The 23,374-nt window shown below is 53.1% G+C and carries 25 protein-coding genes and 1 other annotated feature; of the genes, 14 read left to right on the top strand and 11 right to left on the bottom strand.

Annotated elements, in window-relative coordinates; all coding sequences use genetic code 11:
* Nucleotides 1-78: 78 nt before the first annotated feature.
* Nucleotides 79-957: an NAD(+) kinase gene (gene nadK / locus BJ887_RS08430; protein ID WP_020883909.1), complete on the bottom strand. Its 879-nt coding sequence runs from the start codon at nucleotides 955-957 to the stop codon at nucleotides 79-81.
* Between the two features lie 122 nt (nucleotides 958-1,079).
* Here nadK and grpE point away from each other — a divergent pair, with 122 nt between their 5' ends.
* Complete coding sequence (gene grpE / locus BJ887_RS08425; protein ID WP_229216830.1) at nucleotides 1,080-1,673, top strand: nucleotide exchange factor GrpE; 594 nt, start codon at nucleotides 1,080-1,082, stop codon at nucleotides 1,671-1,673.
* Between the two features lie 51 nt (nucleotides 1,674-1,724).
* On the opposite strand, the gene BJ887_RS08420 is transcribed toward grpE, so the two are convergent.
* Both BJ887_RS08420 and BJ887_RS08415 read right to left on the bottom strand, forming a co-directional pair.
* On the bottom strand, nucleotides 1,725-3,011 hold the full coding sequence (locus BJ887_RS08420; protein WP_040018985.1) for an HlyC/CorC family transporter: 1,287 nt from the start codon (nucleotides 3,009-3,011) through the stop codon (nucleotides 1,725-1,727).
* An 18-nt stretch (nucleotides 3,012-3,029) separates the two neighbouring features.
* Nucleotides 3,030-3,821, bottom strand: coding sequence for an inner membrane protein YpjD (locus tag BJ887_RS08415; RefSeq protein ID WP_003863130.1), 792 nt, complete (start codon nucleotides 3,819-3,821; stop codon nucleotides 3,030-3,032).
* 166 nt (nucleotides 3,822-3,987) lie between these two features.
* Between BJ887_RS08415 and ffh the strand changes: the two genes are divergently transcribed.
* From ffh to BJ887_RS08380, 7 genes are all read left to right on the top strand, one after another.
* Nucleotides 3,988-5,349 carry a signal recognition particle protein gene (gene ffh / locus BJ887_RS08410; protein WP_014171250.1) on the top strand — a complete coding sequence of 454 codons (1,362 nt, stop codon included), beginning with the start codon at nucleotides 3,988-3,990 and terminating at the stop codon, nucleotides 5,347-5,349.
* A 190-nt stretch (nucleotides 5,350-5,539) separates the two neighbouring features.
* Nucleotides 5,540-5,788, top strand: coding sequence for a 30S ribosomal protein S16 (gene rpsP, locus BJ887_RS08405; protein WP_014171249.1), 249 nt, complete (start codon nucleotides 5,540-5,542; stop codon nucleotides 5,786-5,788).
* A gap of 15 nt (nucleotides 5,789-5,803) precedes the next feature.
* Nucleotides 5,804-6,343 carry a ribosome maturation factor RimM gene (gene rimM, locus BJ887_RS08400; protein ID WP_032670210.1) on the top strand — a complete coding sequence of 180 codons (540 nt, stop codon included), beginning with the start codon at nucleotides 5,804-5,806 and terminating at the stop codon, nucleotides 6,341-6,343.
* Between the two features lie 31 nt (nucleotides 6,344-6,374).
* Nucleotides 6,375-7,142 (top strand): tRNA (guanosine(37)-N1)-methyltransferase TrmD, encoded by a 768-nt coding sequence (gene trmD, locus BJ887_RS08395; RefSeq protein WP_014171247.1) that lies wholly within the window; start codon nucleotides 6,375-6,377, stop codon nucleotides 7,140-7,142.
* A 43-nt stretch (nucleotides 7,143-7,185) separates the two neighbouring features.
* On the top strand, nucleotides 7,186-7,533 hold the full coding sequence (rplS, locus tag BJ887_RS08390) for a 50S ribosomal protein L19 (RefSeq protein ID WP_002914145.1): 348 nt from the start codon (nucleotides 7,186-7,188) through the stop codon (nucleotides 7,531-7,533).
* Nucleotides 7,534-7,664: 131 nt separating this feature from the next.
* Nucleotides 7,665-8,069, top strand: coding sequence for a DUF2946 domain-containing protein (locus BJ887_RS08385; protein ID WP_025203431.1), 405 nt, complete (start codon nucleotides 7,665-7,667; stop codon nucleotides 8,067-8,069).
* Between the two features lie 37 nt (nucleotides 8,070-8,106).
* Nucleotides 8,107-9,477: a PepSY domain-containing protein gene (locus BJ887_RS08380; protein ID WP_121339749.1), complete on the top strand. Its 1,371-nt coding sequence runs from the start codon at nucleotides 8,107-8,109 to the stop codon at nucleotides 9,475-9,477.
* A 2-nt stretch (nucleotides 9,478-9,479) separates the two neighbouring features.
* Here the strand turns inward: BJ887_RS08380 and BJ887_RS08375 are convergent, their stop codons facing one another.
* The 4 genes from BJ887_RS08375 to BJ887_RS08360 all read right to left on the bottom strand — a co-directional run bounded on the left by BJ887_RS08375 (nucleotide 9,480) and on the right by BJ887_RS08360 (nucleotide 12,255).
* Complete coding sequence (locus BJ887_RS08375; protein ID WP_014171244.1) at nucleotides 9,480-9,965, bottom strand: OmpA family protein; 486 nt, start codon at nucleotides 9,963-9,965, stop codon at nucleotides 9,480-9,482.
* Between the two features lie 12 nt (nucleotides 9,966-9,977).
* A complete protein-coding gene (gene dgcN / locus BJ887_RS08370; protein WP_020883917.1) occupies nucleotides 9,978-11,198 on the bottom strand; it encodes a diguanylate cyclase DgcN in 1,221 nt (406 codons plus the stop codon).
* Nucleotides 11,191-11,679 carry a YfiR family protein gene (locus BJ887_RS08365; protein ID WP_020883918.1) on the bottom strand — a complete coding sequence of 163 codons (489 nt, stop codon included), beginning with the start codon at nucleotides 11,677-11,679 and terminating at the stop codon, nucleotides 11,191-11,193. Before BJ887_RS08365 ends, dgcN begins: the two co-directional genes overlap by 8 nt.
* A gap of 201 nt (nucleotides 11,680-11,880) precedes the next feature.
* Nucleotides 11,881-12,255, bottom strand: coding sequence for a DUF2799 domain-containing protein (locus tag BJ887_RS08360; RefSeq protein ID WP_032680468.1), 375 nt, complete (start codon nucleotides 12,253-12,255; stop codon nucleotides 11,881-11,883).
* A 215-nt stretch (nucleotides 12,256-12,470) separates the two neighbouring features.
* On the opposite strand from BJ887_RS08360, the gene aroF reads away from it, so the two are divergent.
* The 3 genes from aroF to BJ887_RS08345 are packed head-to-tail and all read left to right on the top strand — an operon-like array spanning nucleotide 12,471 to nucleotide 15,606.
* Nucleotides 12,471-13,541, top strand: a complete 1,071-nt coding sequence (gene aroF / locus BJ887_RS08355; RefSeq protein WP_032680469.1) for a 3-deoxy-7-phosphoheptulonate synthase AroF — start codon at nucleotides 12,471-12,473, stop codon at nucleotides 13,539-13,541.
* A gap of 10 nt (nucleotides 13,542-13,551) precedes the next feature.
* Nucleotides 13,552-14,673, top strand: coding sequence for a bifunctional chorismate mutase/prephenate dehydrogenase (tyrA, locus tag BJ887_RS08350; RefSeq protein ID WP_014171239.1), 1,122 nt, complete (start codon nucleotides 13,552-13,554; stop codon nucleotides 14,671-14,673).
* 60 nt (nucleotides 14,674-14,733) lie between these two features.
* The gene (locus BJ887_RS08345; protein ID WP_121339748.1) at nucleotides 14,734-15,606 is read left to right on the top strand and encodes an SMP-30/gluconolactonase/LRE family protein; all 873 of its coding nucleotides are present in this window, start codon (nucleotides 14,734-14,736) and stop codon (nucleotides 15,604-15,606) included.
* Here BJ887_RS08345 and pheA read toward each other — a convergent pair.
* The 4 genes from pheA to bamD all read right to left on the bottom strand — a co-directional run bounded on the left by pheA (nucleotide 15,603) and on the right by bamD (nucleotide 18,368).
* On the bottom strand, nucleotides 15,603-16,763 hold the full coding sequence (pheA, locus tag BJ887_RS08340) for a bifunctional chorismate mutase/prephenate dehydratase (RefSeq protein ID WP_020883922.1): 1,161 nt from the start codon (nucleotides 16,761-16,763) through the stop codon (nucleotides 15,603-15,605). The genes BJ887_RS08345 and pheA overlap by 4 nt on opposite strands.
* 29 nt (nucleotides 16,764-16,792) lie before the next feature.
* Nucleotides 16,793-16,918, bottom strand: a sequence feature (Phe leader region).
* Nucleotides 16,870-16,917: a pheA operon leader peptide PheL gene (pheL, locus tag BJ887_RS08335; RefSeq protein WP_001386991.1), complete on the bottom strand. Its 48-nt coding sequence runs from the start codon at nucleotides 16,915-16,917 to the stop codon at nucleotides 16,870-16,872. It overlaps the preceding feature by 48 nt.
* A gap of 103 nt (nucleotides 16,919-17,021) precedes the next feature.
* On the bottom strand, nucleotides 17,022-17,363 hold the full coding sequence (gene raiA, locus BJ887_RS08330) for a ribosome-associated translation inhibitor RaiA (RefSeq protein ID WP_003863162.1): 342 nt from the start codon (nucleotides 17,361-17,363) through the stop codon (nucleotides 17,022-17,024).
* Between the two features lie 267 nt (nucleotides 17,364-17,630).
* Nucleotides 17,631-18,368, bottom strand: a complete 738-nt coding sequence (gene bamD, locus BJ887_RS08325; protein ID WP_013098339.1) for an outer membrane protein assembly factor BamD — start codon at nucleotides 18,366-18,368, stop codon at nucleotides 17,631-17,633.
* 131 nt (nucleotides 18,369-18,499) lie between these two features.
* Here bamD and rluD point away from each other — a divergent pair, with 131 nt between their 5' ends.
* From rluD to clpB, 3 genes are all read left to right on the top strand, one after another.
* Nucleotides 18,500-19,480: a 23S rRNA pseudouridine(1911/1915/1917) synthase RluD gene (rluD, locus tag BJ887_RS08320; protein ID WP_014171235.1), complete on the top strand. Its 981-nt coding sequence runs from the start codon at nucleotides 18,500-18,502 to the stop codon at nucleotides 19,478-19,480.
* On the top strand, nucleotides 19,477-20,208 hold the full coding sequence (yfiH, locus tag BJ887_RS08315) for a purine nucleoside phosphorylase YfiH (RefSeq protein ID WP_121339747.1): 732 nt from the start codon (nucleotides 19,477-19,479) through the stop codon (nucleotides 20,206-20,208). Before rluD ends, yfiH begins: the two co-directional genes overlap by 4 nt.
* A 129-nt stretch (nucleotides 20,209-20,337) precedes the next feature.
* Nucleotides 20,338-22,911, top strand: coding sequence for an ATP-dependent chaperone ClpB (gene clpB, locus BJ887_RS08310; RefSeq protein WP_020883924.1), 2,574 nt, complete (start codon nucleotides 20,338-20,340; stop codon nucleotides 22,909-22,911).
* Nucleotides 22,912-23,374 lie beyond the last annotated feature (463 nt).

The following is a 23,374-nucleotide window of genomic DNA, read 5'->3' as shown; positions in this document are numbered from 1 at the left end:
TTCCTGTATGAAAAACCATGACTGTGTTTTCATACAGTATAAACTGGTTTTATATACAGTAAAGTACTGGATGCAAAATCAGAACAATTTTTTTGACCAGCCAAGCTTCGAGCTTAATGTATTGAAATAGCTGTAATCTTTCGGGTGAATAAGATTCAGGTGGTAATCACACCGACGAATGAGAACATCTTCACCTTCCTGAATAGGCAGCGCAATCTGGCTGTCGCAGCTGATCTCCAGATCGTTACGGCGGTGCGAGAAACGCAGACGAATGGTGCTGCTGCTGTTGATCACCAGCGGACGCGCGGAGAGCGTGTGCGGGAACATCGGCACCAGAGTGATGGCATCCAGTGAAGGGGTGAGGATCGGGCCACCCGCAGAGAGCGAGTAGGCAGTCGACCCTGTCGGCGTGGAGATAATCAGCCCGTCAGAACGCTGCGAGAAGGCGAAGATTTCGTCGATATAGACTTCGAACTCAATCATGTGCGCCACTTTGCCGGGATGGAGCACTACTTCGTTAATCGCGGTGCTGATGCGCTTCTGGCAGTCCTGCTGACACACCTGCGCTTCCAGCAAAAAGCGTTTTTCGCTGATATAATGACCTTCCAGCACGTCGGCCAGCTGCTGCTGGGCGTTGTCCGGATCGAGGTCGGTCAGAAAGCCGAGATTGCCGCGGTTGATACCGATGACCTTGATGTCATAACGCGCGAGCGTTCGGGCCGCGCCGAGCATATTGCCGTCGCCACCGACCACCACGGCGAGATCCGCCTGCTGGCCAATTTCCGCCAGCGTGCCGGTTTTGACGCTCTTCAGCTGCAGCTCCTGGGCAATCTGCTGCTCGACCATCACTTCATAGCCTTTGCTACACAGCCAGCGATACAACATTTCATGTGTCGTCAATGCGGTAGGGTGACGCGGATGCCCGACGATCCCAATACACCTGAAATGATTATTCATTTTCTGGAGGTCCTTGTGCCTGATGAATGATGACAATCTGTCTTGTTCCCTTGAATCCCGGAAACTGATCCCCATAATAAGCGAAGTTAGCGATATGAATGCAGAAAAACGCGGAGAAATTCATGAGTAGTAAAGAACAGAAAACGCCTGAGGGGCAAGCCCCTGAAGAAATTATCACGGAACAGCACGATGATGTTGAGGCTGTAGAGCCGGACGCATCTGCTGAGCAGGTGGACCCGCGCGATGAAAGAATTGCGAATCTGGAAGCTCAGCTGGTAGAAGCACAGAATCGCGAACGCGACAGTGTTCTGCGCATCAAGGCGGAAATGGAAAACCTGCGCCGTCGTACCGAGCAGGACGTTGAGAAGGCGCATAAATTTGCGCTGGAGAAATTCATCAACGAACTGCTGCCGGTGATTGATAGCCTGGATCGCGCACTGGAAGTGGCTGATAAAGCTAACCCGGACAACACCGCGATGATCGAAGGTATCGAACTGACGCTGAAATCCATGCTGGATGTGGTACGTAAGTTTGGCGTGGAAGTGGTTGGCGATACCAACGTTCCGCTGGATCCAAACGTGCACCAGGCGATTGCGATGGTGGAATCAGAAGACGTTGAAGCCGGTAAAGTGCTTGGCGTGATGCAGAAAGGTTATACCCTGAACGGTCGTACCATTCGTGCTGCAATGGTTACCGTGGCGAAAGCGAAAGCGTAATTTGCCATCTGTAGTGCCGGGTGGCGGCTTGCGCCGTACCCGGCCTACTCTCTACTCAGCAATACTTTCCCGAATCGGTTTTACCGGCAGGACTTTCACCTGCTTAATCATATTGTCCTGCACGTCCAGGATATCAATATCGTATTGCTCAATGCGCACCCGCGTGCCCGCCGCCGGGATCTCTTCCAGTGCTTCCAGAATCATCCCGTTTATGGTGCGTGCTTCATCTTCCGGTAAATGCCAGTTAAAGGCTTTATTGAGCTCGCGAATGTTCGCGCTGCCGTCGATCAGCACCGAGCCGTCGTTTTGCGGGGTGACTTCTTCCGCAAGGGAAGGGGACATTGAGGTGGTAAAGTCCCCGACAATCTCTTCCAGAATATCTTCAACCGTCACCAGCCCCTGAATATCCCCGTACTCATTGACCACCAGGCCGACCTTCTTCTTGTTACGCTGGAACTTCACCAGCTGGGTGCTGAGCGGCGTTCCTTCCGGCACGTAATAAATTTCGTCAGCGGCGCGGAGCATCACCTCTTTGGTGAACTCTTTTTTCTCGGTCATCAGACGATAAGCTTCGCGCACGCGCAGCATGCTGATGGCATCGTCCAGAGAGTCGCGGTACAGCACGATACGCCCGTGCGGGGAGTGGGTCAGCTGGCGGACGATGGCTTTCCAGTCGTCATTGATATCAATGCCGACGATCTCATTACGCGGCACCATGATGTCGTTAACGCTGACCTTTTCCAGATCCAGTACCGACAGCAGCATGTCCTGATTACGCCGGGAGATCTGCGAGCGCGATTCATGCACGATGGTGCGCAGCTCTTCTTTGCTGAGCGCGCTGCTGATGGTGACGTCTGCTTTGATACCGATCATCCGCATCAGAATACGCGTCACCATGTTCAGTAACCAGACCAGCGGCATCATCAGGATCAGCAGCGGTGCCAGCAGGAAGCTGCTGGGGTAGGCCACTTTTTCCGGGTAGAGTGCGGCGATGGTTTTAGGCAGCACTTCTGCAAACACCAGCACCACAAATGTCAGCACACCGGTGGCAATGGCGACGCCGGCGTTGCCGTACAGGCGCATCCCGACGATGGTACCGAGTGCAGAGGCAAGAATGTTGACGAGGTTGTTACCGATAAGCACCAGACTGATCAGACGATCCGGTTGACGCAGCAGTTTTTCGACGCGACGGGCGGCACGGTTACCCTGTTTAGCACGATGACGTAACCGGTAGCGGTTTAAGGTCATCATGCCGGTTTCCGAGCCGGAGAAATAGGCGGAGATGACCACCATGACGATCAGCGTAATGATCAGCGTGGTGGTAGAGATGTGTTCCAGGGGGAACTCCTTTGTTACTTAGCCAGCAAATTGCTGTATGAAGCGGCTGCCAAAATAGGCAAGGGTGAGAATGCCCGCGCCCGCGACGTTGAACCAGACCACGCGACGACCGCGCCAGCCTTCATGATAATGGCCCCATAACAGGACAATATAGACAAACCACGCGATGATGGAGAGGACCGCTTTATCGATATTCTCCACGCTGAACAGGTTCTTCATATAAAACAGGCCCGTGCACAGCGTTAACGTCAGCAGCACGACACCGACCTGCGTGATGTGGAACATCTTACGCTCAATCACCATCAGCGGCGGCATCTCATGGTTAAAGGCCAGCTTTTTGTTTTTTAGTTGGTAGTCAATCCAGGCGAGCTGCATGGCATAGAGCGCGGCGATAATGAGCGTTGCATAAGCGAAGAGTGACAGGCCGATATGCACCAGCATTCCCGGCGTCGCTTCCAGATGCGTAATAAACTCATTGGGCATAAACGTGGCTAAGGCCAGGTTGATCAGCGCGAAGGCATACACAATCGGCAGTAGCAGCCAGCCACGGTTTTTAGAGGCGACAATGGTCATCACCGTGCAGATCATCAGGCTGACCAGCGAGCCGACGTTGAGCACGCTCAGGTTCTGTACGCTGCCATCGCCGGGGATAATGCGCGATTCCAGCGCGAATGCATGGCTTATCAGTGCGATCACCGCCGAAAGAATAGCCATGCGTCGCCAGCCGCTGTTTTTTTGCAGCAGTCCAGGAATGATCAGCGCGAGGCTGACGGAGTAGGCAACAAGGGCGATCAGTGCGAAAACAGGCATATAGGCATCGACAGTTGTCTTAATAAGAAAGAGAAGCAGTATAACGTTACGTGACGCCTGCTCCAACCGTTGCATAACAACAAAGCCGCCTTCATGTTATACTCCGGCAAAATTCTGTGTATGTGTCGCTGCCAGCGACCCAACGTTTCTACTCAGGCGAGAGACAATGTTTGATAATTTAACCGATCGTTTGTCGCGCACGCTGCGCAACATCAGCGGCCGCGGACGCCTTACCGAAGACAACATCAAGGAAACGCTGCGCGAAGTGCGCATGGCGCTGCTGGAAGCAGACGTCGCGTTGCCGGTTGTTCGTGATTTTATCAACCGCGTTAAAGAGAAGGCGGTTGGTCATGAAGTTAACAAGAGCCTGACCCCGGGTCAGGAGTTCGTCAAAATCGTCCGTAACGAACTGGTTTCGGCGATGGGCGAAGAGAACCAGGTGCTTAACCTGGCGGCACAGCCACCGGCCGTCGTGCTGATGGCGGGCCTGCAGGGTGCGGGTAAAACCACCAGCGTGGGTAAGCTGGGTAAATTCCTGCGAGAAAAGCACAAGAAAAAAGTGCTGGTCGTTTCTGCGGACGTCTATCGCCCGGCGGCGATTAAACAGCTGGAAACCCTGGCGCAGCAGGTCAGCGTGGATTTCTTCCCGTCTGACGTTGCCCAGAAGCCTGTCGACATCGTTAACGCGGCGCTGAAAGAGGCGAAGCTGAAATTCTACGACGTGCTGCTGGTGGATACCGCCGGTCGTCTGCACGTTGACGAAGCGATGATGGATGAGATCAAACAGGTGCATGCCGCTATCAATCCGGTAGAGACCCTGTTTGTTGTTGACGCCATGACCGGTCAGGATGCGGCGAACACCGCGAAAGCGTTTAACGAAGCGCTGCCGTTAACCGGCGTAGTGCTGACCAAAGTGGACGGTGACGCCCGCGGCGGTGCGGCGCTTTCGATTCGTCATATCACTGGCAAGCCGATTAAATTCCTCGGTGTGGGTGAGAAAACCGAAGCGCTGGAGCCGTTCCACCCGGACCGTATCGCCTCCCGTATCCTCGGCATGGGCGACGTGCTGTCCCTTATCGAAGATATCGAGAGCAAGGTTGACCGCGCCCAGGCTGAGAAGCTGGCCAGCAAGCTGAAAAAAGGCGACGGCTTTGACCTGACCGATTTCCTTGAGCAGCTGCGTCAGATGAAAAACATGGGCGGCATGGCAAGCCTGATGGGCAAACTGCCGGGCATGGGCCAGATCCCTGACAACGTAAAAGCGCAGATGGATGACAAGGTGCTGGTGCGTATGGAGGCGATCATCAACTCGATGACCCTCAAGGAACGTGCTAACCCGGACATCATCAAAGGGTCCCGCAAACGCCGTATCGCAGCTGGTTGCGGCATGCAGGTGCAGGACGTAAACCGCCTTCTGAAACAGTTCGACGACATGCAGCGCATGATGAAGAAAATGAAGAAAGGCGGCATGGCGAAGATGATGCGTGGCATGAAGGGCATGATGCCGCCAGGATTCCCTGGCCGTTAATCGCCTGGCTGCTGGCTATTTTGATGCCAGGGTGTGCCCGAAAAGCACACCCTGGCCGTGTTTTGCAGCAGAGTTTTAACTGCTGATTGCATTTTCCCCAGAAATCAGTAAAATTTTCGGGCTTTTAATATGACACCCGGGCTCCGTTCCTCGATGGGGCCCGGTTGTTTTATTCACACAAGAGGATGTTATGGTAACTATTCGTTTAGCACGTCACGGCGCTAAAAAGCGTCCGTTCTACCAGGTTGTTGTTACTGACAGCCGTAATGCACGCAACGGTCGCTTCATTGAGCGCGTTGGTTTCTTCAACCCGATCGCTTCTGGTTCTGAAGAAGAAACCCGTCTGGATCTGGATCGTATCGCTCACTGGGTTGGCCAGGGCGCTACTGTTTCCGATCGCGTTGCTACGCTGATCAAAGCAGCAAACAAAGCAGCTTAATCTGTCACGGTGGTCATGATGAGCAATAAAGCACCTGTTGAACCGATTGTATTGGGCAAAATGGGTTCTTGCTACGGTATTCGTGGTTGGCTCAGAGTGTTTTCCTCCACTGAAGACGCTGATAGCATTTTTAATTACCAGCCCTGGTTTATCCAGAAAGCCGGTAAGTGGGAAGAGGTCGAGCTGGAAAGCTGGCGTCACCACAATCAGGACATCATCATCAAGCTGAAAGGCATTGACGATCGTGATGCCGCGAATGCACTGACTAATTGTGAAATTATCGTGGATTCGTCGCAGTTGCCGCAGCTGGAAGAGGGCGACTACTACTGGAAAGACCTTATGGGTTGCCAGGTGGTCACCACTGAAGGTTATAGCCTGGGGAAAGTCATCGACATGATGGAAACCGGGTCAAATGACGTTCTCGTCATTAGGGCAAACCTGAAAGATGCATTTGGCATCAAGGAGCGGTTGGTTCCGTTCCTCGATGGACAGGTTATCAAGAAAGTCGATCTCGCTACTCAAACGATTGAAGTAGATTGGGATCCTGGTTTTTAAATTCTCCGGATAAACGGTAAAAGACGGCGCTATGTGGATTGGCATAATTAGCCTGTTTCCTGAAATGTTCCGCGCGATTACCGATTACGGGGTAACTGGCCGGGCAGTAAAGAATGGCCTGCTGAACATCCAGAGCTGGAGTCCTCGTGACTTTACGCATGACCGGCACCGTACCGTGGACGATCGTCCTTACGGCGGCGGACCGGGGATGTTAATGATGGTGCAACCCTTACGGGACGCCATTCACACAGCAAAAGCCGCGGCAGGTGAAGGCGCGAAGGTGATTTATCTGTCACCTCAGGGACGCAAGCTTGATCAAGCGGGCGTCAGCGAACTGGCGACGAATCAAAAATTGATTCTGGTCTGTGGTCGCTACGAAGGGATAGATGAGCGCGTAATTCAAACCGAGATTGACGAAGAATGGTCTATCGGCGATTACGTACTCAGCGGTGGTGAGTTACCAGCGATGACGCTGATTGACTCCGTTGCCCGGTTCATTCCGGGTGTACTGGGCCATGAAGCTTCGGCAACGGAAGATTCCTTTGCTGATGGGTTGCTGGACTGTCCACACTATACTCGTCCTGAAGTGTTAGAAGGGATGGAAGTACCGGCGGTGTTACTGTCAGGAAACCATGCTGAGATACGTCGCTGGCGTTTGAAGCAGTCGCTGGGCCGAACCTGGCTTAGAAGACCTGAACTTCTGGAAAACCTGGCTCTGACTGAAGAGCAAGCAAAGTTGCTGGCCGAGTTCAAAAAAGAACACGCGCAACAGCAGCATGAACATGATGGGAATGCGTAATACGCTCCCGAATATCAGTTTACCCAGGATAAGAGATTAAATTATGAGCAACATTATTAAGCAACTTGAACAAGAGCAGATGAAGCAGGACGTACCTTCCTTCCGTCCAGGTGACACCGTGGAAGTGAAAGTATGGGTTGTTGAAGGTTCCAAAAAACGTCTGCAGGCATTCGAGGGCGTGGTTATCGCTATTCGTAACCGCGGTCTGCACTCTGCATTCACTGTTCGTAAAATTTCCAACGGCGAAGGCGTTGAGCGTGTCTTCCAGACTCACTCTCCGGTAGTTGACAGCATTGCTGTTAAACGTCGTGGTGCTGTACGTAAAGCTAAACTGTACTACCTGCGTGAGCGTACTGGTAAGTCTGCTCGTATTAAAGAGCGTCTGAACTAAGATTCGCTTAAGCGACATCCTGTTAAAAAGGGCTGGCCGAAAGGCTGGCCCTTTTTTATTCCATCGCACCTCTCGTATTAACCCTTTCGTCATAAATCATTTACAATGCTGGCCTCTTAACGGGAGGGAAAGTGGATAACGTACTGCATCGGCATAACTGGAAACGCGCAGCGGCTTTGACCGCGCTGTTTGCGATCCTGCTGATCGTGGTTGCGCCGCTTATCTCCATCTCGCTGCAAAAAGATCCCATGAGCGCCATGCCGGGAATGCATCATGACATGAGCATGATGTCGATGGATGAGCACCATGGCGATATGCCGCACTCGATGCCCGTCGACCATGCGGAAGCGTGTGGCTACTGTGTACTGTTAGCGCATGTGCCGGGCGTGATGCTGGCGCTGATTGTACTGCTCAGTGTCGTACTGCAAAGGAGCCGCGTTACACCGCCGCAACCGCCGGTCAGCCACTGGCACTTTTTCCCCTGGCTCTTTCCTGATACCCGCGCGCCGCCGCGGCAGTCTGCTTTTTCCCTTTAAAAAAAATCGATAACTTTTTGCCTTAAAAAGGAAAAGTATGACTACCTGCACTCCGCGCGCGGCATGGGGAAACCTGCTGCGTCGACTCCATTTCTATGTCGGGCTGTTTGTTGGCCCGTTTATCTTCTTCGCCGCGCTGACCGGTACGCTGTATGTGGCGACGCCGCAGCTGGAAAACACGCTCTACCGGCACGCGTTGCACACGGATTCGGTGGGAGAGGCACGGCCTCTGGCCGAGCAGATTGCCGTGGCGGAAAACGCCGTGGGTTCAGATCTGCGCCTGCATGCCGTTCGTCCGGGGCTGGTTGACGGTGATACTACCCGCGTGATGTTCGCTGACCCTGCGCTTGGCCCGTCGGAGAACCGCGCTATCTTTGTGGATCCCGTGAGCCTTGAGGTGAGGGGCGATATGACGGTGTACGGCACGAGTGGCATTCTGCCGTTGCGCCAGACCATCGATTATCTGCACACCTCGTTGATGCTTGGCGATGTCGGGCGTCTCTATAGCGAGCTGGCCGCCTCCTGGATGTGGGTTGCCGCGCTGGGTGGAATCGCCCTGTGGTTTTACACCCGACCAAAACGTCGGATGAACAACCGTTTCCAGAACCGCCGTCGTGTGCATGTGGCACTGGGCTGGGTGTTGCTGGGGGGAATGTTATTGTTCTCAGCGACAGGCCTGACGTGGTCTCAGTGGGCGGGCGGTAACGTGGATACACTGCGTGCCCGGATGAACTGGCTTACGCCGCAGGTCAATACTACGCTCTCCGGTGTGCCTGCCATCATGGACGAGCACGCTGAGCACCGGGGGCATCATAGCGGGATGATGATGCCCGCGATGGTGATGGATCCGACGCTTTTTGATGACGTCCTGCATGCCGCCCGTACGGCGGGTATAGATGCCAGCAAGCTCGAAATCCGCCCGGCGAAAACGGTTGAACAGGCCTGGACCGTGACGGAAATCGATCGCAGCTGGCCGACTCAGGTCGACGCGGTGTCGGTCGATCCGCACTCCCTGCACATTCTGGACAGAACCCGGTTTGAAGATTTCCCGTTAATGGCAAAACTGACCCGCTGGGGTGTGGATTTCCACATGGGGATTTTGTTTGGGCTGGCCAATCAGCTGTTGCTGATCGCCTTCGGTATTGCCCTGTGCGTGCTGATCGTCTGGGGATACCGGATGTGGTGGATGCGTCGTCCGGCGCAATCGGTCGTGAACCCGGTTCAGACGCTCTGTCAGAGCTGGCTGGCGCTATCGGGATGGGGAAGAGCCGTCACGGCGATAGTGAGTGTCCTGCTGGGGCTGGCTATGCCGGTGATGGGGGTGAGTCTGGCCCTGTTTGTGCTGGTCGACTGGCTGCGCTGGCGAGCGGCAACAGGCGTGTCGCTCGCAGAATCATCGGTTAAATAACCTTATGGCGTGCTGATAACCACCGCAACCCGGCGGTTTTCAGCGCGCCCTTTTGCAGTACTGTTGCTCGCAACAGGGTATTTTTTGCCTAACCCCTGCGTGGTGAGGTTGCTGCGCGGGATATTGGCTCCCTTCGCCCAGGCGTCGGCTACCGCATTTGCACGTTTCAATGACAGCGCTTCGTTGTAGCGCTCTTCGCCGTAGTTGTCCGTGTGACCGTCCATACGCGCGTGGTTCAGGCCGGTTGCCGCGAGGCGAGAGGCCATGGTCTTGATCTGCGTTTCACTTTCCGCACGCAACCGGGCGTCATTTTTATCAAACAGGATGGTATCTGACAGGCCAAGAGACCAGTCGCCGTTCAGTTCGTTAAAACCGTAAGACTTCATCGCCGCAATCTGCTCAGGAGTGAACTTGCCTTGCGGCGGTGACTGGCAACCGGCCAGCACGACTGAGGCTAATAACAACGGCGCGAAGTATCGCTTTAACATATCGTTTCCCTTCTAATTTATCGTTTTTGTACGCTGGTTTTTAACCTGGTACATATTGCGGTCGGCTTTCTCCAGTAATGCTTCCACAGAACCATTTTCCCACGCCAGAGCAAAGCCAATACTGAGTGACATTGATGCTTTTTGCCCGTTATGCAATTCGAACGGGCGGATAAACTGCTGCGATAAGGCAGCACAAAGATGTTGAACCTCAGGCTCTGAATGGACGCCGTACAGCACCATGGCAAACTCGTCGCCGCCAAGGCGGTATGACTGATGGCGCTTATCACCGAACTCGACCATTCTTCTGGCGACTTCAATCAGCACACAGTCTCCTGCCGCGTGTCCCCAGGTGTCATTAATAAACTTAAAATTATCACCGTCGAGGAAGAGCAGGGCCGAGTTTGTTTTTGCTGAGGGGTCATTCATTAATGCCGCGATGCTGTTACGAAACGCCGCACGGTTGGCAAGACCCGTCAGCGGGTCGTGCATGGCGGTGCGTAATAGCTGGGCGTTTTTCGCCTGCAGTTTAAGCTGCCACTCCTCCATTTCATCCAGAAGGCTGTTGAAGTCCTCGCCAAACTGGTGAAATTCTTCAATGCGCCCGTCTTTCACCCGTCGGGAGAAGTTACGGTTAGTGCGTACGTCATGAACGACGTCAGTAATGTTTTGCAGCGCTGTAACCATGCCGTGATGCAAGGATTGCGTAATGGTCAGTGCGACCACCGTCGCAAACAGAATACAGCCGGTGAGAACGGCAAACGACATCCAGATGAAGTGGCTTATCAGGCTGTCACGCGCGGTAAGGCGTATTTCGCCAATCGTTGAGCCGTTATGGAATACGGGCTGGGAAATCGGCTCGGGGAAAAGCCAGCGGCTGACCAGTGCGCCCAGAGTGTCGTTGTTATCCGCCGGGTTCCACGACCAGTACGCAAAGCGTTTTTTGTGCACGTTGAGGACTTCAGCCACGGCAAACTGGCCCTGTTTGCCAAGGGCGGCAAGCGTTTCATTGGCTGCCACTGAATCGTTGAACACCAGGGAGGCTTCAAGGCTGTGGCTCATGGTGGCGCCGGTTAATTCGAGATTCTTTTGTGCGTATTGCTTTAATGTCACGACGGAGGCAAAACAGAGGAGCAGCCATATTAATGTCATCGTGATGATGACGCTTATCATGCTGATTCGTCTGAGTGTTCTTTTAAACGTCGGACGTGGCGCTGAAGTGAAATCTTTATCCATGCTGCTTATTCCGTGCGAGCATTAATACATCCGGATTGACTCTCACGCCACTGCGAGTCAGCGCATCCAGATTGACGGAAAACCGGACATGGTTGCGATCAATTATCAGGCAAAAGGCGCTGCCAATAATACATTCCGGATTTTGCTCTGAGATTAATAGCAATGCTCTGCCCTGATACTGACTTATTAATTCACGTTGTTTTACGGGGGATTCCGCCCCGAAATAAATAGCATCACACGTCGCGGACAGGGCTTCCTGATCGTTACGCACAATAACGGGGGTATAAGGTAATTCGCTTTGCCCGTCCTTGCTGGTGAGTGCATGCGTGTAGTGAGAAGAAGCATAAACACAGAGTTTTGGCTGGCCGGAAAGTGACGGCCATCGGGTGTAGCTCACAATACCTGAAACGATCGAACGTACCGATTTATCGGTTTCGGTGAACGTGCCTGCCGCCGCTGCGCCCACCATAAGGAACAGCATTAGCACCAGAGTGAGTCGGAAAAAAGAGATCAAGGATAAATTTCTCACCAGAATCCGCCACTTCGCTCCGGAAATAGATGTCCTTAAGAGTTGTGGGCAGAATACCATTGTTTACCAAAGCCGTCATTATGTCAGAATTTTCCCTGCCTCGACCTAAGCTAAATCCTACACTTTGTTATATTCCGGTGAATAAAAAGAGGCTTAATTAAGTCTGCTGGAGCGCATGCTTTCATCCATGCCTTTTTGCCATGACTCGTGCAGTTTTGCTGCATTTTCAGCAGTATCGCAGCTGGCAGGAAAAGATTTGCCCGCTAATCCCCAGGCGTGGAGAAAACCTTCTTCACACACTTTCTTCTGTCCGTCTGCATATCCCCGGAGATATTCACTACGATCAACTTGTGGATCATTAAAATTATCGGCCAGCGTCTGGTTATCTTTAACCGGCAGACCATTCATGGCGTCTTCTTTACCTGCATCAAACCAGCTGGGGCTGGTCCAGTCCGGGTGGAAGGTATAAGGATTGATTTGGCAACCCGATAAAATGAGCGACAACAGCACCAGAGCAATTGAACGCATAGCCATTCTCCTTTTTTCTTCAGCATAGCCTGGTAACGGAAAGTAAGTGGTGTAATTTAAAGTTTACGGATCTGGCGGCTGATTTTTGCAATAAATTGGTATTCGTAAAGAAAAGTGTACGTATTTTGGATTGAAATCTTTACTTGTTATGGTATCGTTGTTTCACCTCTTCGAGGAAAACAACTATCGCAAACGAGCTTTACAGGATCGCAATCATGCAAAAAGACGCGCTGAACAACGTACACATCACTGACGAACAGATTTTGATTACTCCGGATCAACTGAAAGCGGAATTCCCGCTGAGCGTCGCGCAGGAGGCTCAAATTGAGCACTCGCGTCAGACCATTTCAGACATTATCGCTGGCCGCGATCCGCGCCTGCTGGTGGTATGTGGTCCTTGTTCTATTCACGATCCTGAAGCCGCCATTGAGTACGCTCGTCGATTTAAAACATTAGCGGAGGAGGTCAGCGATAGCCTCTATCTGGTAATGCGCGTCTATTTTGAGAAGCCACGTACCACCGTTGGCTGGAAAGGGTTGATTAACGATCCGCACATGGATGGCTCGTTTGATGTGGAAGCAGGGCTGAAAATTGCGCGTCGCCTGCTGGTGGAGTTGGTCAGCATGGGGCTGCCGCTGGCCACTGAAGCGCTGGATCCGAACAGCCCGCAGTACCTGGGCGACCTGTTTAGCTGGTCTGCCATTGGGGCACGCACCACAGAATCACAAACCCACCGCGAGATGGCGTCTGGTCTGTCGATGCCGGTTGGTTTTAAAAACGGTACCGATGGCAGCCTGGCCACTGCAATTAACGCCATGCGTGCCGCGGCAATGCCGCACCGTTTTGTTGGCATTAACCAGGCGGGGCAGGTTTGCCTCCTGCAAACGCAGGGTAACCCGGATGGTCACGTGATCCTGCGCGGTGGTAAAGCACCGAACTACAGCCCGGCAGATGTGGCACAGTGTGAAAAAGAGATGGAGCAGGCGGGACTGCGCCCGGCACTGATGGTAGATTGCAGTCATGGTAATTCGAATAAAGATTACCGTCGTCAGCCTGCGGTTGCGGAATCTGTGGTGGCACAGATAAAAGACGGCAACCGTTCTATTATCGGTCTGATGATTGAGAGCAATATTCATGAAGGCAATCAGTCATCTGAACAACCGCGCAGCGCAATGAAGCACGGCGTATCCGTCACGGATGCCTGCATCAGCTGGGAAACCACCGACGCGCTGCTGCGTGAGATCCATAAAGATGTAAGTGGCCAGCTGGCGACGCGTCTGGCTTAAGAGGGTAGTTATGGTTGCTGAATTGACCGCGTTACGCGATCAAATTGATGAAGTGGATAAGGCGTTGCTGGACCTGCTGGCGCGCCGTATGGCTCTGGTTGCCGAAGTGGGTGAGGTAAAAAGCAAATACGGCCTGCCGATTTATGTCCCGGAGCGTGAGGCATCCATGCTGGCCTCGCGGCGCAAAGAGGCCCAGGCGCTTGGCGTCTCGCCGGATCTGATTGAAGATGTCTTGCGTCGCGTAATGCGGGAATCCTATTCCAGCGAAAACGATAAGGGCTTCAAAACCCTCTGTCCGTCCCTGCGCCCGGTGGTTATTGTGGGTGGTGCGGGCCAGATGGGGCGTCTGTTTGAAAAAATGCTGACGCTTTCTGGTTATCAGGTTCGCATTCTGGAAAAAGAGGACTGGGAACACGCTCCAGCGCTGATGGCCGATGCGGGGATGGTTATCGTCAGCGTGCCTATCCACGTGACGGAGCAGATCATCGGCAAGCTTCCACCGTTGCCGAAAGATTGCATCCTGGTTGACCTTGCATCGGTCAAAAATGGCCCCCTGCAGGCGATGCTGGCGGCGCATACTGGCCCGGTGCTTGGCCTGCACCCGATGTTTGGTCCGGACAGTGGCAGCCTGGCGAAGCAGGTTGTGGTGTACTGTGATGGTCGTCAGCCGGAGGCCTATCAGTGGTTCCTGGAACAGATTCAGGTATGGGGTGCCAGGTTGCACCGGATCAGCGCGGTAGAGCACGATCAGAACATGGCGTTCATTCAGGCGCTGCGCCACTTTGCGACCTTTGCCTACGGTTTGCATCTGGCGGAAGAGAATGTGCAGCTTGAACAGCTGCTGGCACTCTCTTCACCGATCTATCGCCTGGAGTTGGCGATGGTCGGGCGTTTGTTCGCTCAGGATCCACAGCTTTACGCCGACATTATTATGTCCTCTGAGAACAACCTGGCGCTTATCAAACGTTATTACCAGCGGTTTGGTGAAGCGATCACCTTGCTGGAGCATGGCGATAAACAGGCGTTTATCGACAGCTTCCGTAAAGTCGAGCACTGGTTTGGCGATTATGCGCAACGTTTTCAGAGTGAGAGCCGCACGCTTTTGCGTCAGGCAAATGACAGTCGCCAGTAATGCGATGATGTATATACTAAAAGCCAGCAATGCTGGCTTTTTTCATTTTGGGGAACTGTTATGGCCGAACCGCAGCCGCTGTTGAATTACACCGGGCATCTGCCCGAATGTCCGACGTGGAGTGCCGAAGAGCATGCGCTCTACTGGGCAGATATTCTGGAGGGGGAGATCCACCGTTATCATCTGCCCACCGCGGAACACACGGTACTCTCTTTCCATGAAGAAGTAGGCTGTTTCGCTCTGCGTGAGCGTGGCGGCTTTATCGTCGCGATGCGCAATGGCATCTGGCTTGCTGACAAGCACGGCCTGCTTCAGCGCAAGGTGTGTGATAACCCCTCTAACCCGCAACTGGCGCGTTTTAATGATGGAGGTACCGATCATCATGGACGGTTCTATGCGGGAACCTTCTGGGGGCCGGGGGATTACAACGGCGCCATGCTGATGCGTATCGATAATGACCTGACGCCGAAAGTGATCCAGTGTGATATTCACGGGCACAACGGTCTGGCATTCAGCCCGGACAAACAGTGGATGTTCACCTCTGACACGCCAAATGGCGTTATCTACCGCACGCCGCTTGATGAGCAAGGTGAGCCGGGGAAACGCGAGATATTCCGCCGCTTTAAAGAGGGGGAGGGCATACCCGACGGTGCTGCGATGGATGAAGAAGGCTGCTACTGGAGCGCAATGTTTCATGGCTGGCGTATCGCGCGCTTTTCACCGCAGGGGGAACAACTGGAAGAGCATCGCATGCCGGTTCGTTGTCCGACGATGGTCTGCTTTGGCGGCGAGGATATGAAAACCCTGTTTATCACGACCACGCGGGAAAATATGGATGCGGATGAAGTGGCGCAGTATCCGCTCTCCGGCGCCATCTTCACCCTGCCCGTCAGCGTGGCAGGGATGAAGAAAAGCCGCTTTATCGAACGTTAAGCGGGGTCAACCGGCACGACGTTTTCGCTCGGATAGCAGCCAAGCACTTTCATTGAGCGGGTGATTTCACCCAGTTCACGCAGGGCTTTCTGCATGGATGCAGATTCCAGGTTGGCCTGGATATCCAGATAGAACATCTCTTCCCACGGATTACCATGAATCGGGCGAGATTCCAGCTTCGTCATGATCAGGTTGTGGTTACGCAGTACCAGCAGGGCCTCAACCAGCGCACCCGCCTGCTGCCCGGTCGCCATCAGCAGTGTCGTTTTAGCCGGAACCTGCTCAGAGACATTGATGGCTTTACGGGCCAGTACCACGAAGCGGGTGATATTTTGCGTCTGGTTCGCCAGGTTGCGTTCCAGTACCTGCAGGCCATACAGCGCTCCGCCCGCCTCGCTGCCAAGCGCGGCCACCGTCGGGGAATTTGCCTGCATCACTTTTTCCATCGCCGCAGAAGTGCTTTCGGTGTACTCAATTTTCCAGTTCGGATAACGGTTGAGGAATTGACTGCACTGCTGGAACGGTTGTGGGTGACTGTACACCGTCTCGATTTGGCTCAGGTCGGTTGAGCCAGAGACCAGTACGCAGTGATCGATAGGGATGGTCATCTCGCCAACCAGCGACAGCGTAGTGTGCTGCAGAAGATCGTACACGTCGTTAATGGCGCCTGAGCTGGTGTTTTCAATCGGTACGACGGCGTAATCCGCCTGTCCGGTTTCGACCTGATTGAAAATATCAGCAAATTTTGCGCAGCCGCTTTCAATAAACTCTTCGAAATGACGCGCTGCGTACTGGCGTGCGGCAAGGTGAGAGTAAGAGCCTTTTGGGCCGAGGAAGGCGACACGTGCAGAGTGCGGGTTCGTTTTATTCAGATGCTGCTGGAGTAGCGCTTGCTGGGTCAGAACGGAGTCTTCGATGATGAGCTGGAACAAACGGGTGATGTAATGGGCGTCGAGGTGGTGCGCTTTACCAAGCTGAATCAGGCGTTCCAGCAGGTCGCGTTCACGGTCGATATCACGGACCGGCCGATGGGAGTCCAGCTTGGCTTTTCCCACTTCGATGGCGAGTGTGCGACGTTCTGCCAGCAGGGCCAGTAATTTTTCGTCCAGTGCGCTGATTTTCACTCGCAGGTCCAGTAACGGGTTTTCCGGTGTCATAGTGTTGCCTGTCTCGTTTATCGTTATTAATAAAAAAGGCCTCCCGGTGTGGGAGGCCTTGTTGTTCGTCTTCGCATTCTTTATCACACGACGAAACGCCTCCCAATCAGGGGAAGGTAAAAAAGAATGCGAAGAAAAACGGTGTGTGTTTCATGAAATCATCCTGTCGTTGATACCGTTAAAGTACCCGTACTGTTTTCACGCTGTCAATAAAAAACGCGCCCGAAGGCGCGTTGGCGGTAAACTCAATTTAAAGGATTACTCTTCTTCAACTTCTTCCGCGAAGCTGGCGTCTTTCACCGACGTTGCGGCGCGACGGGCTTCACCTTTGTGTTGCACTTTATTGAGCTGCCGTTCCAGCTTGTTGATCAAATCGTTAATAGCGGTGTACATATCCTCGTGTTTTGCGCTGGCGACCAGATGGCCGTTTGGAGTATTGATAGTTGCGTCAGCGATGAAACCTTGCGGCTCCTTGGACAGGATGATATGTGGGTTAATCAAATGTGTTTGCCATTTATCCAGTTTGGCGAGACGGTCTGCGACGTGTTGGCGGATTGCCGGAGTAATTTCCATTTGTTTACTGGTAATGTTCATTGTCATAAATTTTACCTCTTGTCTTTCCGTCTTGGTGATTCCAGCATACCTGTCCTAATGTCAAAATGTGTGATTTAGATCACGTTATTTTGTCGGTTTTTGTCAGGGAATGTTTTTTGTGAGGCAGGGCAGGAAGAGGTGATATTTACCTTGTGGAAGGCCCGATTTGCGGTCATAGTTGATAGGATGTGTTGAGGCTAAACCGCTTCAGCTGATCTCTGAACGCATAAAAAAACGGCAGCCCGAAGGCTGCCGTTTTGCTTTGAGGCAATATCAGGTGTTGCTGCTGTTCGCGGCGATGATTTTCGCCACTTTGTCAGCCTGTGCGGTCATCTGCATCTGACGGTAAGCATTTTCCATCAGCTTCAGGCCATCACGCGTTGCCTGTGTATCCGGGTAATCACGCAACATACCTTCTACACGATTAACCACGGCAACCCATGCGCCACGGCGGGTATAGTATTCCGCAACGGAGTATTCGTATTTCGCCAGACGATCTTTCAGGAACACCAGACGTTTGGTCGCGTCAGTGACGTACTGGCTGTTCGGGTAGCCGCGCACCAGTTTGGAGAAGTCGTTGAAAGCATCACGCGCATGCTGCGGGTCACGGTCAGAACGATCCACACCGAAGAAACCTTGCAGGGCACTGTCGTCCAGCGCCATGTTGGTAAGACCGCGCATGTACATGACGTAATCGATGTTAGGATGAGTCGGGTTCAGACGCATGAAACGATCGATGGTTGCCTGAGCCAGCGGCAGATCGGCATTTTTATAGTAGGCATAGATGAGATCTAACTGTACCTGCTGCGAATACGGACCAAATGGATAGCGATTATCCAACGCTTCCAGTTGCGTTATCGCCTGTTTCCAGTTACCGTCCTGCAACTTTTGTTGTGCAGTCGCATAGATTTCATTCGGCGGATTGTCAGGGACCTGTTCATTTGAACCGGAGCAGCCCACCAAAGCCAGGCTCAACGTGGCCGCTGCCACCAGATATTTCATGCGCGTCATGACGTTTTGACTTTCCTCAAATGTTTGTCCGGGAGAAACTCTGTTCCTGATCCCGATTAAGACCAGCTACAATAGCACACTATATTAAACGGCAAAGCCGTAAAACCCAACGTTAAACGAAGAAGCAGTTTATGGCACAACGAGTAGAACTCACCGCAACAGTCTCCGAAAATCAGCTCGGTCAACGCTTAGATCAGGCTTTGGCCGAATTGTTCCCTGATTATTCGCGTTCACGCATAAAAGAATGGATCCTTGACCAGCGCGTGCTGGTAAACGGCAAGATCTGGGACAAACCAAAAGAGAAAGTGTTAGGTGGGGAAGCCGTCGCCATCAATGCTGAAATCGAAGAGGACATCCGCTTCGAGCCGCAGGACATCCCGCTGAACATCGTCTATGAAGATGATGACATCCTGGTGATCAACAAGCCACGTGACCTGGTTGTTCATCCGGGCGCGGGTAACCCTGATGGCACAGTGCTTAACGCACTTCTCCATTATTACCCGCCTATCGTGGATGTTCCGCGCGCCGGCATCGTTCACCGTCTGGATAAAGACACCACGGGTCTGATGGTGGTGGCAAAGACCGTTCCAGCTCAGACACGTCTGGTGGAATCTCTGCAGCTGCGTGAAATCACCCGTGAATATGAAGCGGTGGCCATTGGTCATATGACCGCTGGCGGCACGGTGGAAGAACCTATCAGCCGTCACCCAACCAAACGTACCCATATGTCGGTGCACCCGATGGGTAAGCCTGCGGTGACGCACTACCGTATTATGGAACACTTCCGCATCCATACGCGTCTGCGTCTGCGTCTGGAAACCGGTCGTACTCACCAGATCCGTGTTCATATGGCGCACATTACCCATCCGCTGGTGGGCGATCAGGTCTACGGTGGTCGTCCGCGTCCGCCAAAAGGTGCATCGGATGAGTTCATTAGCGTACTGCGTAAGTTTGATCGCCAGGCGCTGCACGCAACGATGCTGCGTCTTTACCATCCTATCACCGGTATTCAGATGGAATGGCACGCGCCGATCCCACAGGATATGGTCGACCTTATTGACGCCATGCGTGTTGATTTTGAAGAACATAAAGATCAAGTGGACTGGTTATGACCAAACTGATTGTCCCGGAGTGGCCACTGCCTGAGGGCGTGGCTGCCTGCAGTTCAACCCGTATCGGCGGTGTGAGCCAGGGCGCGTGGGAATCTTTGAATCTCGGCGCACACTGTGGTGACAACCTGGAGCACGTTGAAGAAAACCGCAAACGCCTGTTTGCTGCCGGGAATTTACCGTCGAAACCGGTCTGGCTGGAACAGGTTCACGGTAAAACGGTACTGCCATTAACGGGCGAACCCTATGCGTCTAAACGGGCCGATGCGTCTTACAGTGATACCCCGGGAACGGTATGTGCGGTAATGACTGCCGATTGCCTGCCGGTTCTGTTCTGTAACCGTGCCGGTACCGAGGTGGCAGCAGCGCATGCGGGCTGGCGTGGTCTGTGTGAAGGTGTGCTCGAAGAGACCGTCGCCTGCTTTAAAGATGACCCTGCGAATATCATGGCCTGGCTCGGCCCGGCCATTGGTCCTCGTGCGTTTGAAGTGGGACCCGAGGTCCGAGAAGCCTTTATAGAGAAAGATCTGCAGGCCGCGGATGCTTTCCTTCCTGTCGGTGAAAAATATCTGGCCGATATTTACCTGTTGGCCCGCCAGCGCCTGAATAATGTCGGCGTGACGCAGATCTTCGGCGGCGATCGCTGTACCTTCACCGAAAAGGGTGATTTTTTCTCTTATCGCCGCGACAAGACGACAGGTCGTATGGCAAGTTTTATTTGGCTGATATAACCTAAAGAATCAAGACGATCCGGAACGTGCCGTTTTCTTTTCACATAATTCAGGTCATTAACCTTGAATAATTGAGGGATGACCTCATTTAATCTCCAGTAGCAAATTTGACCTGTTATGGGAGGAGTTATGCGTCTGGATCGTCTTACTAATAAATTCCAGCTTGCTCTCGCCGATGCCCAGTCCCTTGCACTGGGGCACGACAACCAATTCATCGAACCTCTTCATTTAATGAGCGCCTTGCTGAATCAGGAAGGGGGATCGGTACGTCCGTTATTAACGTCTGCCGGCATTAATGCTGGCCAGTTACGCACCGCCATCGATCAGGCTCTGAGCCGTTTACCCCAGGTAGAAGGTACCGGTGGCGACGTTCAGCCGTCTCAGGATCTGGTGCGTGTGCTGAATCTTTGCGACAAGCTGGCGCAAAAACGTGGGGACAACTTTATTTCGTCAGAACTTTTCGTTCTGGCGGCGCTTGAATCACGCGGTACCTTGACCGACCTGCTGAAATCTGCCGGCGCAACCACCGCCAATGTGACTCAGGCGATTGAGAAAATGCGCGGAGGTGAAAGCGTGAACGATCAGGGAGCCGAAGACCAACGTCAGGCTTTGAAAAAATTTACGGTCGACCTGACCGAGCGTGCCGAGCAGGGCAAGCTTGACCCGGTGATCGGCCGTGATGAAGAGATTCGCCGTACTATCCAGGTACTGCAGCGTCGTACCAAAAACAACCCGGTGCTGATTGGTGAGCCGGGGGTCGGTAAAACCGCCATCGTCGAAGGTCTGGCGCAGCGCATTGTGAACGGTGAAGTGCCGGAAGGGCTGAAAGGTCGTCGTGTACTGGCGCTCGACATGGGTGCGCTGGTGGCCGGGGCGAAATACCGCGGTGAGTTCGAAGAGCGTCTGAAAGGCGTGCTTAACGACCTGGCGAAACAGGAAGGCAACGTCATTCTGTTTATTGACGAACTGCACACCATGGTCGGCGCAGGTAAAGCGGACGGCGCGATGGATGCCGGTAACATGCTGAAACCAGCCCTGGCACGTGGGGAACTTCACTGCGTAGGGGCTACCACGCTGGATGAGTACCGTCAGTACATCGAAAAAGATGCTGCGCTGGAGCGTCGTTTCCAGAAAGTGTTTGTTGCTGAGCCAAGCGTTGAAGATACCATCGCGATTTTGCGTGGGCTGAAAGAACGTTATGAACTGCACCACCATGTGCAGATTACTGACCCGGCGATTGTTGCAGCGGCCACGCTTTCGCATCGTTATATCGCTGACCGTCAGTTGCCCGATAAAGCAATCGACCTTATTGATGAAGCGGCCTCGAGCATTCGTATGCAGATTGACTCGAAACCGGAAGAGCTGGACAGGCTCGACCGTCGCATCATCCAGCTCAAACTGGAACAGCAGGCACTGAAGAAAGAGTCTGATGAAGCCAGTAAGAAACGGCTGGATATGCTCAACGAAGAACTGGACGATAAAGAGCGTCAGTACTCTGAGCTGGAAGAAGAGTGGAAAGCGGAGAAAGCTTCACTCTCGGGTACTCAGACAATTAAAGCTGAACTGGAACAGGCGAAAATTGCCATCGAGCAAGCGCGTCGTGTGGGTGACCTGGCGCGAATGTCTGAACTGCAGTACGGCAAAATTCCTGAGCTTGAGAAACAGCTTGAGATCGCCACACAGTCGGAAGGCAAAACGATGCGTCTGTTACGAAACAAAGTAACGGATGAGGAGATCGCTGAAGTGCTGGCTCGCTGGACCGGTATTCCGGTTGCGCGCATGATGGAAAGCGAACGCGACAAACTGCTGCGCATGGAGCAGGATCTGCATCAGCGCGTGATTGGTCAGAACGAGGCGGTTGAAGCGGTCTCTAATGCGATTCGCCGTAGCCGTGCAGGGTTGTCTGACCCTAATCGTCCGATCGGTTCGTTCCTGTTCCTGGGGCCTACGGGTGTCGGTAAAACCGAACTGTGTAAGGCACTGGCTAACTTCATGTTTGACAGCGATGACGCGATGGTCCGTATCGATATGTCCGAGTTTATGGAGAAACACTCCGTTTCGCGACTGGTCGGTGCGCCTCCAGGATATGTGGGTTATGAAGAAGGTGGCTACCTGACAGAAGCGGTGCGCCGTCGTCCTTATTCCGTCATCCTGCTGGATGAAGTGGAAAAAGCGCATCCGGATGTGTTCAACATTCTGCTGCAGGTTCTTGACGATGGACGGCTGACTGACGGCCAGGGGAGAACGGTCGACTTCCGTAACACGGTAGTGATCATGACCTCGAACCTGGGTTCCGATTTGATTCAGGAACGTTTCGGTGAACTGGACTACGGCCATATGAAGGATCTGGTGATGGGCGTGGTAAGCCATAGCTTCCGTCCAGAGTTCATTAACCGTATTGATGAAGTGGTAGTGTTCCATCCTCTGGGTGAGAAACATATTGCGTCGATTGCGCAGATTCAGCTGCAGCGTCTGTATAAACGTCTTGAAGAGCGTGGATATGAAATTCACATCTCCGATGATGCGCTGAGGCTCTTGAGCGCAAATGGGTACGATCCGGTTTATGGGGCGCGTCCGCTGAAACGCGCAATCCAGCAACAGATCGAAAACCCACTGGCGCAGCAGATACTCTCCGGGGAGCTGATTCCGGGCAAAGTTATCCGTCTGGAAGCCAACGACGACAAAATTGTGGCAGTGCAGTAAGTCACAAAACGCAAAAACGGGCCGCTTGCGGCTCGTTTTTGTTTAAAAACCAGGCCAGAATTGAGGTCTGGGATGCAAATTGCCTGGAAAGTGAGCAGTCAGTAAATAATTTTCACTTTATCCTTGCAGCTTCAGAATTACCCCCTATAATGCGCCTCCACTGACACGGAACAACGGCACACACGCCGCCGGGTCAGCAGAGATAAGCGAAAATAAATGCTTGACTCTGAAGCGGGAAAGCGTAATATGCACACCCCGCGCCGCAGCGAAAACGAAGCGGCACTGCTCTTTAACAATTTATCAGACAATCTGTGTGGGCACTCAAAGTGACATGGGTTCTTAACGTCCTCGGACGAAAAATGAATACCAAGTCTCTGAGTGAACATACGTAATTCATTACGAAGTTTAATTCACGAGCATCAAACTTAAATTGAAGAGTTTGATCATGGCTCAGATTGAACGC

The organism is Enterobacter sp. WPR_3_1 (genome assembly GCF_003635055.1).
Lineage (GTDB): Bacteria > Pseudomonadota > Gammaproteobacteria > Enterobacterales > Enterobacteriaceae > Enterobacter > Enterobacter ludwigii.
This window is presented reverse-complemented; position numbering and strand designations above follow the sequence as displayed.